General features: G+C 57.3%; 13 protein-coding genes and 3 tRNA genes. 14 read left to right on the top strand and 2 right to left on the bottom strand.

The features are described 5' to 3' along the window. Nucleotides 1-92: 92 nt before the first annotated feature. Nucleotides 93-1133 (bottom strand): acyltransferase, encoded by a 1041-nt coding sequence (locus tag RHM55_RS07715; protein ID WP_322182790.1) that lies wholly within the window; start codon nt 1131-1133, stop codon nt 93-95. Nucleotides 1134-1358: 225 nt separating this feature from the next. Next, nucleotides 1359-3116, bottom strand: coding sequence for an arsenical pump-driving ATPase (gene arsA / locus RHM55_RS07710; RefSeq protein ID WP_322180797.1), 1758 nt, complete (start codon nt 3114-3116; stop codon nt 1359-1361). On the opposite strand from arsA, the gene RHM55_RS07705 reads away from it, so the two are divergent. The 14 genes from RHM55_RS07705 to RHM55_RS07640 all read left to right on the top strand — a co-directional run bounded on the left by RHM55_RS07705 (nt 3115) and on the right by RHM55_RS07640 (nt 13695). After that, a complete protein-coding gene (locus RHM55_RS07705) occupies nt 3115-3267 on the top strand; it encodes a hypothetical protein (RefSeq protein ID WP_322180795.1) in 153 nt (50 codons plus the stop codon). The genes arsA and RHM55_RS07705 overlap by 2 nt on opposite strands. A 37-nt stretch (nt 3268-3304) precedes the next feature. Next, nucleotides 3305-4030, top strand: a complete 726-nt coding sequence (locus tag RHM55_RS07700) for an alpha/beta hydrolase (RefSeq protein WP_322180793.1) — start codon at nt 3305-3307, stop codon at nt 4028-4030. Nucleotides 4031-4270: 240 nt separating this feature from the next. Continuing rightward, a complete protein-coding gene (truA, locus tag RHM55_RS07695) occupies nt 4271-5095 on the top strand; it encodes a tRNA pseudouridine(38-40) synthase TruA (RefSeq protein ID WP_322182787.1) in 825 nt (274 codons plus the stop codon). 63 nt (nt 5096-5158) lie between these two features. Beyond that, on the top strand, nt 5159-5779 hold the full coding sequence (locus RHM55_RS07690; RefSeq protein ID WP_322180791.1) for a phosphoribosylanthranilate isomerase: 621 nt from the start codon (nt 5159-5161) through the stop codon (nt 5777-5779). A gap of 279 nt (nt 5780-6058) precedes the next feature. Beyond that, nucleotides 6059-6979: an acetyl-CoA carboxylase, carboxyltransferase subunit beta gene (accD, locus tag RHM55_RS07685; RefSeq protein ID WP_322180789.1), complete on the top strand. Its 921-nt coding sequence runs from the start codon at nt 6059-6061 to the stop codon at nt 6977-6979. Beyond that, entirely contained in the window at nt 6976-8283 is a 1308-nt protein-coding gene (folC, locus tag RHM55_RS07680; protein ID WP_322180787.1) for a bifunctional tetrahydrofolate synthase/dihydrofolate synthase, read from the top strand. The genes accD and folC overlap by 4 nt, the downstream gene beginning before the upstream one ends. Continuing rightward, nucleotides 8267-8893 (top strand): SPOR domain-containing protein, encoded by a 627-nt coding sequence (locus tag RHM55_RS07675; RefSeq protein ID WP_322180785.1) that lies wholly within the window; start codon nt 8267-8269, stop codon nt 8891-8893. The genes folC and RHM55_RS07675 overlap by 17 nt, the downstream gene beginning before the upstream one ends. Before the next feature lie 86 nt (nt 8894-8979). Continuing rightward, entirely contained in the window at nt 8980-9567 is a 588-nt protein-coding gene (locus RHM55_RS07670) for a CvpA family protein (RefSeq protein ID WP_219061602.1), read from the top strand. 12 nt (nt 9568-9579) lie between these two features. Beyond that, nucleotides 9580-11085 carry an amidophosphoribosyltransferase gene (gene purF, locus RHM55_RS07665; RefSeq protein ID WP_322180782.1) on the top strand — a complete coding sequence of 502 codons (1506 nt, stop codon included), beginning with the start codon at nt 9580-9582 and terminating at the stop codon, nt 11083-11085. A 15-nt stretch (nt 11086-11100) separates the two neighbouring features. Beyond that, complete coding sequence (locus RHM55_RS07660; RefSeq protein WP_322180780.1) at nt 11101-12312, top strand: O-succinylhomoserine sulfhydrylase; 1212 nt, start codon at nt 11101-11103, stop codon at nt 12310-12312. Between the two features lie 11 nt (nt 12313-12323). After that, on the top strand, nt 12324-13088 hold the full coding sequence (locus tag RHM55_RS07655) for an SDR family oxidoreductase (protein WP_407074659.1): 765 nt from the start codon (nt 12324-12326) through the stop codon (nt 13086-13088). 201 nt (nt 13089-13289) lie between these two features. Next, nucleotides 13290-13365 (top strand) — tRNA-Val (locus RHM55_RS07650). Nucleotides 13366-13412: 47 nt separating this feature from the next. Further along, nucleotides 13413-13489: transfer RNA gene (locus tag RHM55_RS07645), tRNA-Asp, on the top strand. 129 nt (nt 13490-13618) lie between these two features. Further along, nucleotides 13619-13695 (top strand) — tRNA-Asp (locus RHM55_RS07640). Nucleotides 13696-13838 lie beyond the last annotated feature (143 nt).

Here is a 13838-nt window from a genome sequence, read left to right as displayed (position 1 = left end):
CTTGGCGGTCGTTTGCGTTTATGGCGTTTGGCAGGTTCGTCATGGACGGTGTGGGGCATCCTCCCTGAGGCGTGCCCCCGGTGACTCAGGGTTTAAGTTGAGCTGGCCTTTTTACTCAGCCTTCCGATCAGACAGGTTGCAGAAATGGACGGAGGGGGTACGAAGAGGAAGTTTAATTTGTAGCGTTCAATGAGCGTGAGGGCGAGCAGTGGTACGGTTATGCCAACCAGAGTTCCTACCGCCAAATGAACGGACGCAGCCTGTACTCCGGCGACCTTCACTAGGATTATCCGTGCACCGCTGCCGGCCAGAACATGCATTAGATAGATCGCCATGGAGGACGTCCCTAAAAACATGAACCATTCCAGGCGAACTTTATCCAGGCACATGGACAACGACACAACAAACAGAATCGAGACCGCCGCGAGCATTAATGCCGTAACGCCGACGACGTCGTAGGTCAGTCCCAGTACGAAGTGAAAAATGTATTGCCCCGCCAGAAAAGCAATACCAAGGCCCATCGCCAATGCCTTGCAGCGCCGCTCGAAAAAATCCTTTATATCGTTGAATACAATGCCGAAGACAAAGAAAACGGTATTTCCGGCTATGTAATATACGATGACCCCTGCGTGCAGTTCTTTGCTGACCACAAACAGGACAGCGAAAAACAAGAGCAACAGTGCCGAATAAGCCTTGCTGACCAGCGAATAAATAAGCGCACTTAAAACAAAGATCCAGAAAAGAGCATACAAGAACCAAAACTGCGCCCTTGGATTCCAGGCAAAAGAAAGCACATCGAAATAAGAGGTGCTGTGGGTGGTGTAATTCGACAGTGCAAACTCAATACTGCCTTGCAACAAAGACCAGATAATGAATGGATAGGCGATGGTATCAATTTTGTTGACGATCAGTCCGCCCGCGCCACGCTTCGTGAGCGACTCGTAAAAGAACAGGCCTGACAGGAAGAAAAACAGCGGCATGTGGAAGCTGTAAATAATGCTGTCTACCATTCGAAATGTATAGGCATCGATAGGCAGCCCGGCACTGTAAACGCCTCTGGCGACGTGACCATATACAACTAAAATGATACCTATCGCTTTTGCGTAATCAACCCAATAGCTTCTGTCCCTCATCGTAAAAACGCCTGTGTAGTGTGGATGTTTACTGCTGGCGATCGGCAAACGCAAGCTTAGTCGGGTATCAGGTTTGTGCCAGTTCCCAGGCGCAGATAACCACGCCGCGGTCTCGTTGCCTTTCGTCCGCCAAACCGGGTCTTGTTTGGGCGTGGAAGGGCTCTGGAGATTGCGGCGTGTCCTGCGCATGGCACTGCAGGGTAAAGGGGAGAAACAGCAGAAAAACTACAGTGCTGCACTCAATCCAAGCAAACGTTCTACCCCGACAGGCTCCTCAGCCATCAGCGGGATTACGGCATAGCGGTGAGCATGCTCGTGGATTACATGATCAATTTCCTTGAGCTCATTTGTCGCCCGCTTACGAAGCAGTGGGGATTGGGTCTTGGCTGCCGCGATGCTGTTGTTGATCACCCAGGCCCAAGGCTCAATACCCGCCCGTCGCAGGTCGGCTTGCAGATTGGCAGCCTCTAGCACGGGGGTTGTTTCAGCCAGCGTGACAAGTAAGACCTTGGTTTTCTTGGGGTCTTGAAGCTGCATCATCGGCGTCGTGAAGTGGGTGTTGCTGCCTGCCATCTGCCGGGCGATATCGCGATGATAGGCACCGGTGGCATCAAGCAACAAAAGGGTGTGACCGGTTGGGGCAGTATCCATGATCACGAACTTCTTGCCAGCCTCCCGAATAATGCGCGAGAAGCTCTGGAAGACCGCGATCTCTTCGGTGCAGGGAGAGCGAAGGTCTTCCGCCAAAAGCGCTTTTCCCTGCTCATCCAGATGCGCGCCTTTAGAGGCCATCACTTGATCGCGATACCGCTGGGTTTCAACGTGAGGATCAATGCGACTGAGGGTGAGGTTTGCCATTGAACCGTCCAGGGTTTCTGCTAGATGAGCCGCCGGGTCGGACGTGGTGAGGTGAACGGGCAATCCTCTGTGTGCCAACTCGACGGCCACCGCCGCCGCCAGTGTTGTTTTACCGACGCCGCCTTTACCCATGACCATCACCAGTCCATGGCCATCAGCCGCAATGTCATCCACCAGGTCGCTCAAGCTGGGCGCATGAATCTCGGTAGTTGGAGAGTCAAGCGTTTCAGCCGCGCCGTCGTCTTCGCGTAACAACTGTTTCAGTGCATCAATCCCAACCAGGTTGAAAGCTTTCAGGGGGAGTTGATCAGCGGGCAACGCCTTGAGCGCGTCCGGCATCTGCGCAAGGGCTTCTTGTTCCCGTGCATATACTGCGGCAGCCAAAGGATCTTTATCAGCTTCAGTCCTGGGCAAAATCCCGTTGACCACCAGGTATTGCTGGCGCAGGCCGATACTCGCAAGTTCCTCGTGGGTGTGTGCAGCTTCGCGTAGCGTGGCGTTCTGGGCACGAGCGACCAGGATGAGTCGAGTCAGTGCCGGATCGGACAAGGCTTCAACCGCCTTGTGATATTGATCACGCTGTTTGTCGAGCCCCGCCAATGGCCCTAGACAAGAGGCATCGCCTTGACCTGCTTCAAGGAATCCACTCCAGGCGCCAGGCAGTTGGAGTAGGCGAATGGTGTGCCCGGTAGGCGCTGTATCAAAGATGATGTGATCATAGTCATGGAGCAACGTGGCGCTCACCAATAGCGCTGTGAATTCATCGAAGGCGGCGATTTCTGTTGTGCATGCCCCGGACAACTGTTCTTCCATGCCCTTCACGACATTGGCGTCCAGCACACCGCGTGCAGGCCCGATAATGCGATCTCTGTAGGCTTGGGCTGCCGCCTGCGGGTCGATTTCGAGCGCAGATAAATGAGCAACTGCGGGTACAGGGGTTATGCGGTTGCCAATGCTGATGCCAAATACCTGGCCAACGTTGGATGCAGGATCGGTACTCACCAGAAGTACGCGTTTCCCTCGTGCCGTCAGTTCCAGGGCCGCGGCGCAGGCAATCGACGTTTTACCTACACCCCCCTTGCCAGTAAAAAACAGAAAGCGTGGTGCGTTCTCGAGAAACTGCATGAGCGACTCCGTCAAGGTTCAAGTGGCCATGTGTGTCGCTCAGAACGTACGACACATGAAGGCGGTTGGCGATTTTATCGGGCTTGAACATGATCGCCTACAACGTGTGGTCTTCGCCATTGCGTGCAATACCGTGTACCCGACGTGCTAATCTTTTTAGCCTCTTTCATCCTCCCAGGTCGTGAATAATGAGTAAGTGGCTCGCATTGATGGTTCTGCTGTGCTCGTCTCCGGTTTATGCCGAAGAGGCTGTGCAACGCGACTTGCCGCTTAGCTATCTGGAACAGACCCAGCCAGGTTCGAACAATCAACCTCTGGTCATTTTCCTCCACGGTCATGGTGGTAGCGAGAATGACTTGTTCGGGCTGAGAGAATCGTTACCTGCCCGCTACACTTACCTGTCTGTTCGCGCGCCGATGACCCTGGCCGATGGCGTCTTCCAATGGTTCGACAAGACTAATCGCACCGGTGAATATGACGGCAACACCGCGCAGGTGAAAAACAGTGAGCGGCTGATCGCCGAGTTTGTCGTTGCGGCGATTCAGAAATACCGGACTTCGGCGAAGAAGGTGTATCTGGTAGGTTTTAGCCAGGGCGCAATGGTGAGTTACTACGTTGCGCTGCACCATCCGCAGGCTATCGGCGGAATTGCGGCGCTGAGCGGAACGATGCTGCCCTCTCTGCGCGCTGAAGTGGAACCGGGCAAGCCTCTGGGAATGCCGGCCACGTTCATCGGTCATGGCACTTCCGATGGGACATTGCCCTTCGCTTTGGCTATCGAGGCGGATCGACTCTTGAAGGGTGGTTCGGTCACGGTGCAGTTTCATGCCTATCCCGGCTTGGGGCATTCGATCAATGAAGCTGAGGTGGCCGACCTCAAGCATTGGCTGGAACAGATGGATCGCGGCGCTTGAGCACCTTAATGTTACTTTTTTGCAAAAAATAGGGTGGCGAAAAAAGAGCAACCAGATAGCGCGTGAAGAGGTTGTTGGGTTGCTGGCTGGCAAACCGCTGTTTCTTCGATGGCCACGGAGCGCTCTATAAAGGAAGGCTGGCCTGCGTGGTACTCAGCTTTCAGGTGCGTATAATGGCCGCCACTGCGAAAACGATATTGGCGTAACAAATTGAAAAATATGACCACTGCGGCAGCCGAGATGGCTGCCGCCGGCTTTTCCAGAATCGCATTAGGCGTCGAGTATAAAGGTTCGCGTTATTGCGGATGGCAGCGCCAGGCTTCCGGCGTACTGACCGTTCAGGAAACCCTTGAGAACGCATTGTCCAAAGTTGCTGCGTCCCCCGTCTCATTGTTGTGCGCCGGGCGTACCGATGCGGGTGTTCACGCCTGTGGGCAAGTGGTGCACTTCGATACTCAGGCCGAAAGGTCGCTGAAAGCCTGGGTCATGGGCGCCAATATCAATTTGCCTCACGATGTCAGCGTGACCTGGGCCCAAGTCATGCCGGCGCATTTTCATGCGCGGTTCAAGGCGATTGCCCGTCGTTACCGCTACGTCATCTACAATGATCCGATTCGGCCGGCGCACTTGGGCCAGGAAATCACCTGGAACCACCGCCCGCTGGATGCAGAGCGCATGGCGCTGGCTGCTCAGTACCTGGTCGGCACCCATGATTTCAGTGCGTTTCGTGCCGGGCAATGTCAGGCGAAGTCACCGATCAAGCAGCTGCATCACCTGCGGGTGACGCGTCACGGTCAAATGATCGTCATCGACGTTCGCGCCAACGCCTTTTTGCACCACATGGTGCGTAATATCGCCGGCGTGTTGATGACCATTGGCACCGGTGAGCGGCCAATCGAATGGGCCGGGGAAGTACTGGAGAGCCGGGTCCGTCGGACCGGTGGCGTGACCGCGCACCCGTTCGGGCTTTACCTGGTGAAAGTGGAATACCACGATGAGTTTGCCCTGCCGGAACGTTACGTCGGCCCGCACTTCTTGACCGGCTTCTCTGAACTTGGCGGCTGACGCCCGGAAAAGCATTTGCTAACATCCGGGACTTTCCCGAACAAGGCTTGAGGTTTTCACTGCATGTCAGGCGTTCGCAGCAAGATCTGCGGGATTACCCGTATAGAAGACGCGTTGGCCGCGGTTGATGCCGGGGCCGATGCCATCGGCTTTGTGTTCTACGCCAAAAGCCCTCGTGCCGTCAGCGTCGAGCAGGTGCGTGCAATTATTGCTGCCTTGCCACCGTTTATTACCACCGTCGGCTTGTTCGTCAATATCAGCCGTTGCGAGCTCACCGAGATACTGGAAATCGTACCTCTGGATCTCTTGCAGTTTCATGGCGACGAAACGCCCGAAGACTGTGACGGCTATCATCGACCTTACATCAAGGCGTTGCGCGTGCAGGCGGGTGACGACATCGCCGCCAGTTGCCGGGCCTATTCCAGGGCCAGCGGTATCCTGCTCGATACTTATGTTGCCGACGTGCCGGGCGGCACAGGCGAAGCGTTTGACTGGTCGTTGATCCCGCACACGCTGAGCAAACCGATTATTCTGGCGGGCGGTTTGACGCCAGACAACGTCGCGCAAGCCATCGCTCAGGTCCGACCTTATGCGGTGGATGTCAGCGGCGGAGTTGAAATGAGCAAGGGCATCAAGGATCACGACAAGATCCGTGCGTTCATGCACGCGGTGCGGGGTTCTTGATCCGCCCGTTGACAGGTTGTTTGCCTGATGTGACGGTTAGTGTTTAGCCACCGTCCATAAGCCTGGCGTAGCGATAAGCGCGCGGGTCGACATTGAATAAGCGACGACGCTGATGCGCGTCGTCACAATGGCGAGTGACGAGGTTCGGTTCAGGCAGGTCCGGCGGTATGCCGATCCCTGAAGTGCTTGTCGCCGCTGTACACATGAATTAGCTCAAGGGCATACGCGGGACTGTGAATCGCTAGCGCGATCGAGTCACCGGTACTGGAGAAAGAAAGCATGAGCAACTGGTTGGTAGACAAACTGATCCCTTCGATCATGCGTTCCGAGGTGAAAAAAAGCTCGGTACCAGAAGGGCTTTGGCATAAGTGCCCGTCTTGTGAAGCGGTGCTTTATCGTCCGGAACTCGAAAAGACCCTGGACGTCTGCCCCAAGTGCAATCACCACATGCGCATTGGCGCGCGTGCTCGTCTGAACATCTTTCTCGATGTGGAAGGGCGTGCAGAGCTGGGCGCCGACCTTGAGCCAGTGGATCGACTGAAGTTTCGCGACAGCAAGAAGTACAAGGACCGCCTGGTCGCTGCGCAGAAGCAGACCGGCGAGAAAGATGCACTGATCTCCATGAGCGGCACGCTGCTCGGGATGCCCGTCGTGGCCTGCGCGTTTGAATTCTCGTTCATGGGCGGCTCGATGGGTGCCATTGTCGGCGAGCGGTTTGTCCGCGCGGCCAACTACGCACTGGCAAATCGCTGCCCAATGGTCTGCTTCGCTGCTTCCGGCGGTGCGCGGATGCAGGAAGCGCTGATTTCCCTGATGCAAATGGCCAAGACGTCGGCGGTATTGGCGCGTTTGCGCGAGGAAGGCTTGCCGTTTATCTCGGTCCTGACCGACCCGGTCTACGGTGGTGTTTCCGCCAGTCTGGCGATGCTGGGCGACGTGATCATTGCCGAGCCTAAAGCGCTGATCGGCTTCGCCGGTCCTCGTGTGATCGAACAGACTGTGCGTGAAAAACTGCCAGAAGGTTTCCAGCGCAGTGAGTTCCTGCTGGAACATGGCGCTATCGATTTGATCGTTCCGCGTCAAGAACTGCGTCCGCGTCTGGGTAATCTGCTGGCCCAAATGATGAACTTGCCGACACCTAAATTCATCGCCGCACCTTTGGAACCGATCATCGTTCCGCCGGCACCGGCCACTGTATGACCCTGCGTACCTTGGGCGACTGGCTCGCTTACCTTGAGCAACTGCATCCATCGGCCATCGATATGGGGCTGGAGCGTTCGCAACAAGTGGCGGGCAAGCTGGGATTGACCCGGCCGGCACCCAGGGTGATCACAGTTACAGGGACCAACGGCAAGGGGTCTACCTGCGCGTTCATTGCTTCATTGATGCAGGCGCAGGGGCTCAAGGTGGGTGTTTACAGCTCGCCGCACTTGTTGCGTTACAACGAACGGGTGCAGGTCCAGGGTGTTGAAGCCACCGATAGCCAGCTGTGCGAGGCCTTCGCGGCGGTAGAAGCCGCTCGCGGTAACATCTCCCTGACCTACTTCGAAATGGGCACGCTCGCGGCGTTTTGGCTGTTCGAGCGTGCGGCGCTGGATGCGGTGGTCCTTGAAATAGGCCTCGGTGGACGTCTGGATGCGGTGAACCTGATCGATGCCGATTTGGCCGTGATCACCAGTATTGGCGTTGATCACGCTGACTGGTTGGGTGATACCCGAGAGTCGGTCGCCTTCGAAAAGGCCGGGATCTTGCGTCAGGGGCGTCCAGCCCTGTGCGGCGACCTCGACCCTCCCGCGCCATTGCTCGAACGCGTCAAGGCGCTCGGTTGCCCGTTCCTGTTGCGCGGTCGTGATTTCGATCTGGCGGTGACCGACAGTGACTGGCATTGGCAGGGACATGATGCGCGCGGCCAATTGGTTGAATTGCACCACTTGCCGCTGCTTGACCTGCCGATGGAAAATGCTGCATTGGCGTTGCAGGCTTATCTGCTGCTGGATCTTCCCTGGGTGCAGGAACACATTAGTGCAGCCTTGAGCAGCACGCGGTTGACCGGTCGTCTGGATCGGCGCCAGATCAACTGGCATGGCAAGCCACTGAAGCTTTTGCTGGATGTCGGCCATAATCCTCATGCGGCACACTATCTGGCGCAGCGGCTGGCAAGTCGGCCGCTGGCTGGTAAACGCCTGGCAGTTTTCGGATTGCTGGCGGACAAGGATCTCAAGGGCGTACTGGCCGAGCTGGCTGGCAGCGTTCAGGAGTGGGCTGTTGCACCTTTACCGACGCCCCGTAGCTGTTCGGCTGGCGAGTTGCAGGCCGCGCTACAGAACCTTGGCGCAAGCGTGACGTCTTATCAGAGTGTCGCACTGGCGCTGGAAGGGCAGTGCGATCAAGCGACTGCCGAAGATGAAATTCTGTTGTTCGGATCATTTTATTGCGTCGCCGAGGCCCTGGAATGGCTGGCCCGGCGCGCCAAGGAGGACATTGCAAATGGCTTTGCTGGATAACGTGTTCAAGCAGCGGATGGTCGGTGCACTGGTATTGGTTGCATTGGCGGTGATTTTTTTGCCGATGTTGTTTTCGCGCCAGGATGAAACGCGTCGCGTGTCGGTCGATGTGCCCGCCACGCCGCAAACACCGGCGACGCCTCAAGTGCAGGTCGAGCCCGTAGCGGTTCCAGAGCCTCAGTCGTTGCCGCAGGAGCCTGTGCCGACGGACGAAGACCTTGCTCAGCCCAAGGCCTCTTCAGTGCCTGTGCCAATAACCACTGTGACCCCGTCGGTCGCGACCACGCAGCCAGTCCCGGCAGTCAAGCCGGCAGCGGCTCAGGCGCCCGCCAAACCCGCTGCGGACCCCAGTCGTGTGGATGCCAATGGCCTGTCGGTCAGTTGGTCGGTGCAACTGGCCAGTCTGTCCAATCGCGCCAGTGCCGACACGTTGCAGAAAAGCCTGCGTGCTCAGGGTTATAATGCTTATATTCGGTCCTCGGACGGCTTGAACCGAGTGTTTGTCGGGCCGCTGATTGAGCGTGCCGAGGCTGATCGTTTGCGTGATCAGTTGAGCAAACAGCAGAAACTCAACGGTTTGGTGGTGCGCTTTCAGCCTGAGCGAAATTGAGTCCGTCATCTAATCGGTAATAGCTGCTTACGGGCGGGCTGGTGCTCTGCTAAAATACGCCGCCTTATCCGTCCGTAGGCTTCAACGTGCCATTTACCCCGGTTGATTGGGCGATCATTGCGATCATTGCCATCTCCGCCTTGATCAGTTTGAAACGCGGCTTCGTCAAGGAAGCATTGTCGTTACTCACCTGGATCATTGCCGGTGTTGTTGCCTGGATGTTCGGCGGCTCGCTTTCGCAGTACCTTGTCAGTTACATCGAGACACCTTCAGCTCGCGTGATTGCCGGCTGCACCATCCTGTTTGTCGCCACCTTGCTGGTAGGCGCCATGGTCAACTTTCTTATCAGCGAACTGATTCGCGTCACCGGGCTTTCCGGGACCGATCGTTTTCTGGGTATGGTCTTCGGCGCTGCGCGCGGAGGCTTGCTAGTGGTTGTCGCGGTCGGGCTGTTGAGCCTGGGCCCCGTACAGCAAGATCAATGGTGGCAGCAGTCTAAACTGATGCCACAATTTCTATTGGTCGCTGACTGGTCGAAAAACCTGATTCTCGGGTTGTCCAGCAAGTGGCTAGCCAGCGGTATCAGCGTACCCGCTGATCTCCCGTTCAAGGAACACCTCCTGCCGTCAACAATGCCGCAAGAAGTGTTCGGTAAATCCAGTTCCACTAAGTAGGGGTTGCGTCGCATGTGTGGCATCGTCGGTATCGTCGGTAAGTCGAACGTCAATCAGTCGCTGTATGACGCGCTAACCGTCCTCCAGCACCGCGGCCAGGACGCTGCCGGTATCGTAACCAGCCATGGCGGCCGGTTATTCCTGCGCAAGGATAATGGGTTGGTCCGTGATGTGTTCCACCAGCGCCATATGCAGCGCCTGGTAGGTCACATGGGTATCGGCCATGTGCGCTATCCCACCGCAGGCAGCTCGACTTCGGCCGAAGCTCAGCCGTTTTACGTCAACTCGCCGTATGGCATTACTCTGGCGCACAACGGCAACCTGACCAACGTCGAGCAATTGGCCAAGGAGATTTACGAATCTGACCTGCGCCACGTCAACACCAACTCCGATTCGGAAGTGTTGCTCAACATTTTTGCTCACGAACTGGCCCAGCGCGGCAAGTTGCAGCCGACAGAAGAAGACGTCTTCGCGGCCGTGACCGATGTGCACCACCGTTGCCGTGGCGGATACGCCGTGGTCGCCATGATCACTGGCTATGGCATCGTCGGTTTCCGTGACCCGCATGCCATACGTCCTATCGTCTTCGGTCAGCGTCATACCGACGAAGGCGTCGAGTACATGATCGCTTCCGAAAGCGTTGCGCTGGATGTGCTCGGTTTCACACTGATCCGTGATCTGGCGCCGGGCGAAGCGGTCTACATCACCGAAGACGGCAAGCTGCACACTCGCCAGTGTGCGACCAACCCGCAATACGCACCGTGCATTTTCGAGCACGTTTATCTGGCGCGTCCAGACTCGATCATCGACGGCGTCTCGGTGTACAAGGCGCGTCTGCGCATGGGCGAGCGGCTGGCGGACAAAATCGTGCGCGAGCGCCCTGATCACGACATCGACGTGGTCATCCCGATTCCTGACACCAGCCGTACCGCAGCGCTCGAACTGGCCAATCGCCTGGGCGTGAAGTTCCGCGAAGGTTTCGTCAAGAACCGTTACATCGGTCGCACGTTCATCATGCCGGGGCAGGCTGCGCGGAAAAAGTCCGTGCGCCAGAAACTCAACGCTATCGACCTGGAATTCCGTGGCAAGAACGTGATGCTGGTGGATGACTCCATCGTGCGCGGTACCACCTGCAAACAGATCATTCAGATGGCCCGTGAAGCCGGGGCCAAGAACGTGTACTTCTGTTCTGCGGCACCGGCTGTGCGTTACCCGAACGTCTACGGCATCGACATGCCGAGTGCTCATGAGCTGATCGCACACAATCGTACGACGCAGGACGTTGCGGACCTGATCGGCGCCGACTGGCTGATTTATCAGGACCTCAGTGACCTGATCGATGCAGTGGGCGGCGGCAAGGTCAAGATCGCAAACTTTGACTGCGCGGTATTTGACGGCAAGTACGTGACCGGCGATATCGACGAGCATTACCTGAACAGGATCGAGCAGGCGCGCAACGACGCCTCCAAGGTCAAGACTCAGGCGGTCAGTGCCATTATCGATTTGTACAACAACTAAGAAGGGGTAGGCGGCATGGCTCACGAATGGGATGCAGGCCGGCTGGACAGTGATCTCGACGGCGTGGGTTTCGACACCCTTGCCGTGCGTGCCGGTCAGCACCGCACGCCGGAAGGTGAGCATGGCGATCCTATGTTCTTCACGTCCAGCTACGTGTTCCGCACTGCCGCCGATGCGGCGGCGCGGTTCGCCGGTGAAGTGCCGGGCAACGTCTATTCGCGTTATACCAACCCGACCGTGCGTTCTTTCGAGGAGCGTATTGCCGCACTCGAAGGTGCTGAGCAGGCCGTCGCCACCGCCACAGGCATGGCGGCGATCCTTGCTGTAGTGATGAGCTTGTGCAGCGCCGGTGATCACGTGCTGGTGTCGCGCAGTGTGTTCGGTTCGACCATCAGCCTGTTCGAGAAGTACTTCAAGCGCTTCGGTGTCGAAGTCGACTATGTTCCGCTGGCCGATCTGTCTGGCTGGGATGCAGCGATCAAGGCCAACACCCGGTTGCTGTTCGTCGAGTCGCCGTCAAATCCTCTGGCCGAGCTGGTGGATATCGCTGCACTGTCCGAAATTGCGCATGCCAAAGGCGCGATGCTGGTAGTCGACAACTGTTTCTGCACGCCTGCGCTGCAACAGCCTTTGTTGTTGGGCGCCGACGTGGTCGTGCATTCGGCGACCAAGTTCATCGACGGCCAGGGCCGTTGCATGGGCGGTGTGGTTGCTGGTCGTAGCGAGCAGATGAAAGAAGTAGTGGGATTCCTGCGGACCGCCGGGCCGACGCTGAGCCCGTTCAACGCCTGGATCTTTCTCAAGGGCCTGGAAACCTTGAGTCTGCGTATGCGCGCTCATTGCGCCAGCGCCCAGATTCTGGCCGAGTGGCTGGAACAGCAGGACGGCATCGAAAAGGTTCATTACGCAGGCCTCAAGAGCCATCCACAGCATGCCTTGGCGCAACGTCAGCAAAAGGGCTTTGGTGCGGTGGTGAGTTTTGAAGTCAAAGGCGGCAAAGAAGGCGCCTGGCGCTTTATCGATGCTACGCGGTTGATTTCGATCACCGCCAACCTGGGCGACAGCAAAACCACGATCACCCACCCGAGCACCACTTCTCACGGGCGTCTGGCGCCGCAAGAGCGGGAAGCTGCCGGGATTCGTGACAGCTTGATCAGGGTTGCGGTGGGTCTCGAAGACGTTGCCGACTTGCAGGCGGATCTGGCACGCGGGCTGGCGGCTTTGTGAGTGAGTGGGCGGTGGAAGCGGCCCCAGCCAGCAATGGCCGGGTCGCGTTGGTCACAGGGGCTGCTCGCGGTATCGGTCTGGGCATTGCCGCCTGGCTGGTCAGCGAAGGCTGGCAGGTGGTGTTGACGGACCGGGATCGTGTTCGTGGTTCGAAAGTGACCAAGGTGCTTGGCGAAAACGCCTGGTTCATTGCCATGGACGTGTCCAGTGAAGAGCAAGTGGCGCTGTGTGTGGCTGAAGTGCTGGGGCAGTTCGGTCGCCTTGATGCGCTGGTGTGCAATGCGGCCGTTGCCGATCCACACAATGCAACACTGGAAAGCTTGAGTCTTCATGACTGGAATCGGGTACTGGCCGTCAATCTCAGTGGGCCGATGCTGCTGGCCAAGCATTGCGCGCCTTACCTGCGCGCTCACGGTGGCGCCATCGTCAATCTGACCTCGACCCGTGCCACACAATCGGAACCGGACACAGAGGCCTACGCAGCGAGCAAGGGCGGCCTGTTGGCGTTGACCCATGCTCTGGCCATCAGTTTGGGGCCGGAAATTCGTGTAAACGCTGTCAGCCCTGGCTGGATCGATGCCCGTGATCCGTCAGTGCGGCGTGCAGAGCCTTTGTCCGATAGCGACCATGCCCAGCACCCGGTGGGCAGGGTGGGGACGGTTGAAGACGTGGCTGCGATGGTGGTCTGGCTGCTGTCGAAAAATGCAGGGTTCGTCACCGGCCAGGAGTTTGTGGTCGATGGCGGCATGACCAGGAAGATGGTTTATCAGGATTGAGGTTTTCAGCGAAAGCGCTGCATCAAACCGGCATGACCTGAATGTGCCGATCTGTTCGCGGATAGATACGCTCCCGCAAATGTGATTCGGTAAAACGATGTCAGACGATTGATTCAAAATGGTACTTTTCAAAAAAACTTCAAGCAGGGTATTGACTTAGGTTCGATACCTGCGTAAATTTCGCGGCCTCAACGAAGCAAAGGGTGATTAGCTCAGCTGGGAGAGCAGCTGCCTTACAAGCAGCGGGTCGGCGGTTCGATCCCGTCATCACCCACCATTTATTGAGTGTTCTTTAACGAGAACAGGACGAAAGTCCACAGACAAGCAGCGGTAGTTCAGTCGGTTAGAATACCGGCCTGTCACGCCGGGGGTCGCGGGTTCGAGTCCCGTCCGCTGCGCCATATTTTTCAGATTGGGTTCGCCCGGTCTGAGACTGGAAAGCCGCAAGGTTGATCAGTCAGGGTTACAACGAAACAGGCTCTCGAAGGCCCGTTTCAAATGAGTTCATCGGGTGCAAGCTCGAGCGACAAGCAGCGGTAGTTCAGTCGGTTAGAATACCGGCCTGTCACGCCGGGGGTCGCGGGTTCGAGTCCCGTCCGCTGCGCCATATCCCGCTTCAAGGCCCTTGAACTCCTTGAAGCAAACAAACAAGCGACCTTAGGGTCGCTTTTTTGCGTCCGTCATTTTACAGGACGCCATCGCCATCGCCATCGCCAGCACTCACGCGGTGAGCGCTTCTGTTTCTTCCAT

Origin of the sequence: Pseudomonas sp. MH9.2 (assembly GCF_034353875.1) — a bacterium.
Lineage (GTDB): Bacteria > Pseudomonadota > Gammaproteobacteria > Pseudomonadales > Pseudomonadaceae > Aquipseudomonas.
The sequence above is the reverse complement of the archived record's forward strand: the minus strand, read 5'-3'. Positions and strand labels throughout refer to the sequence as shown.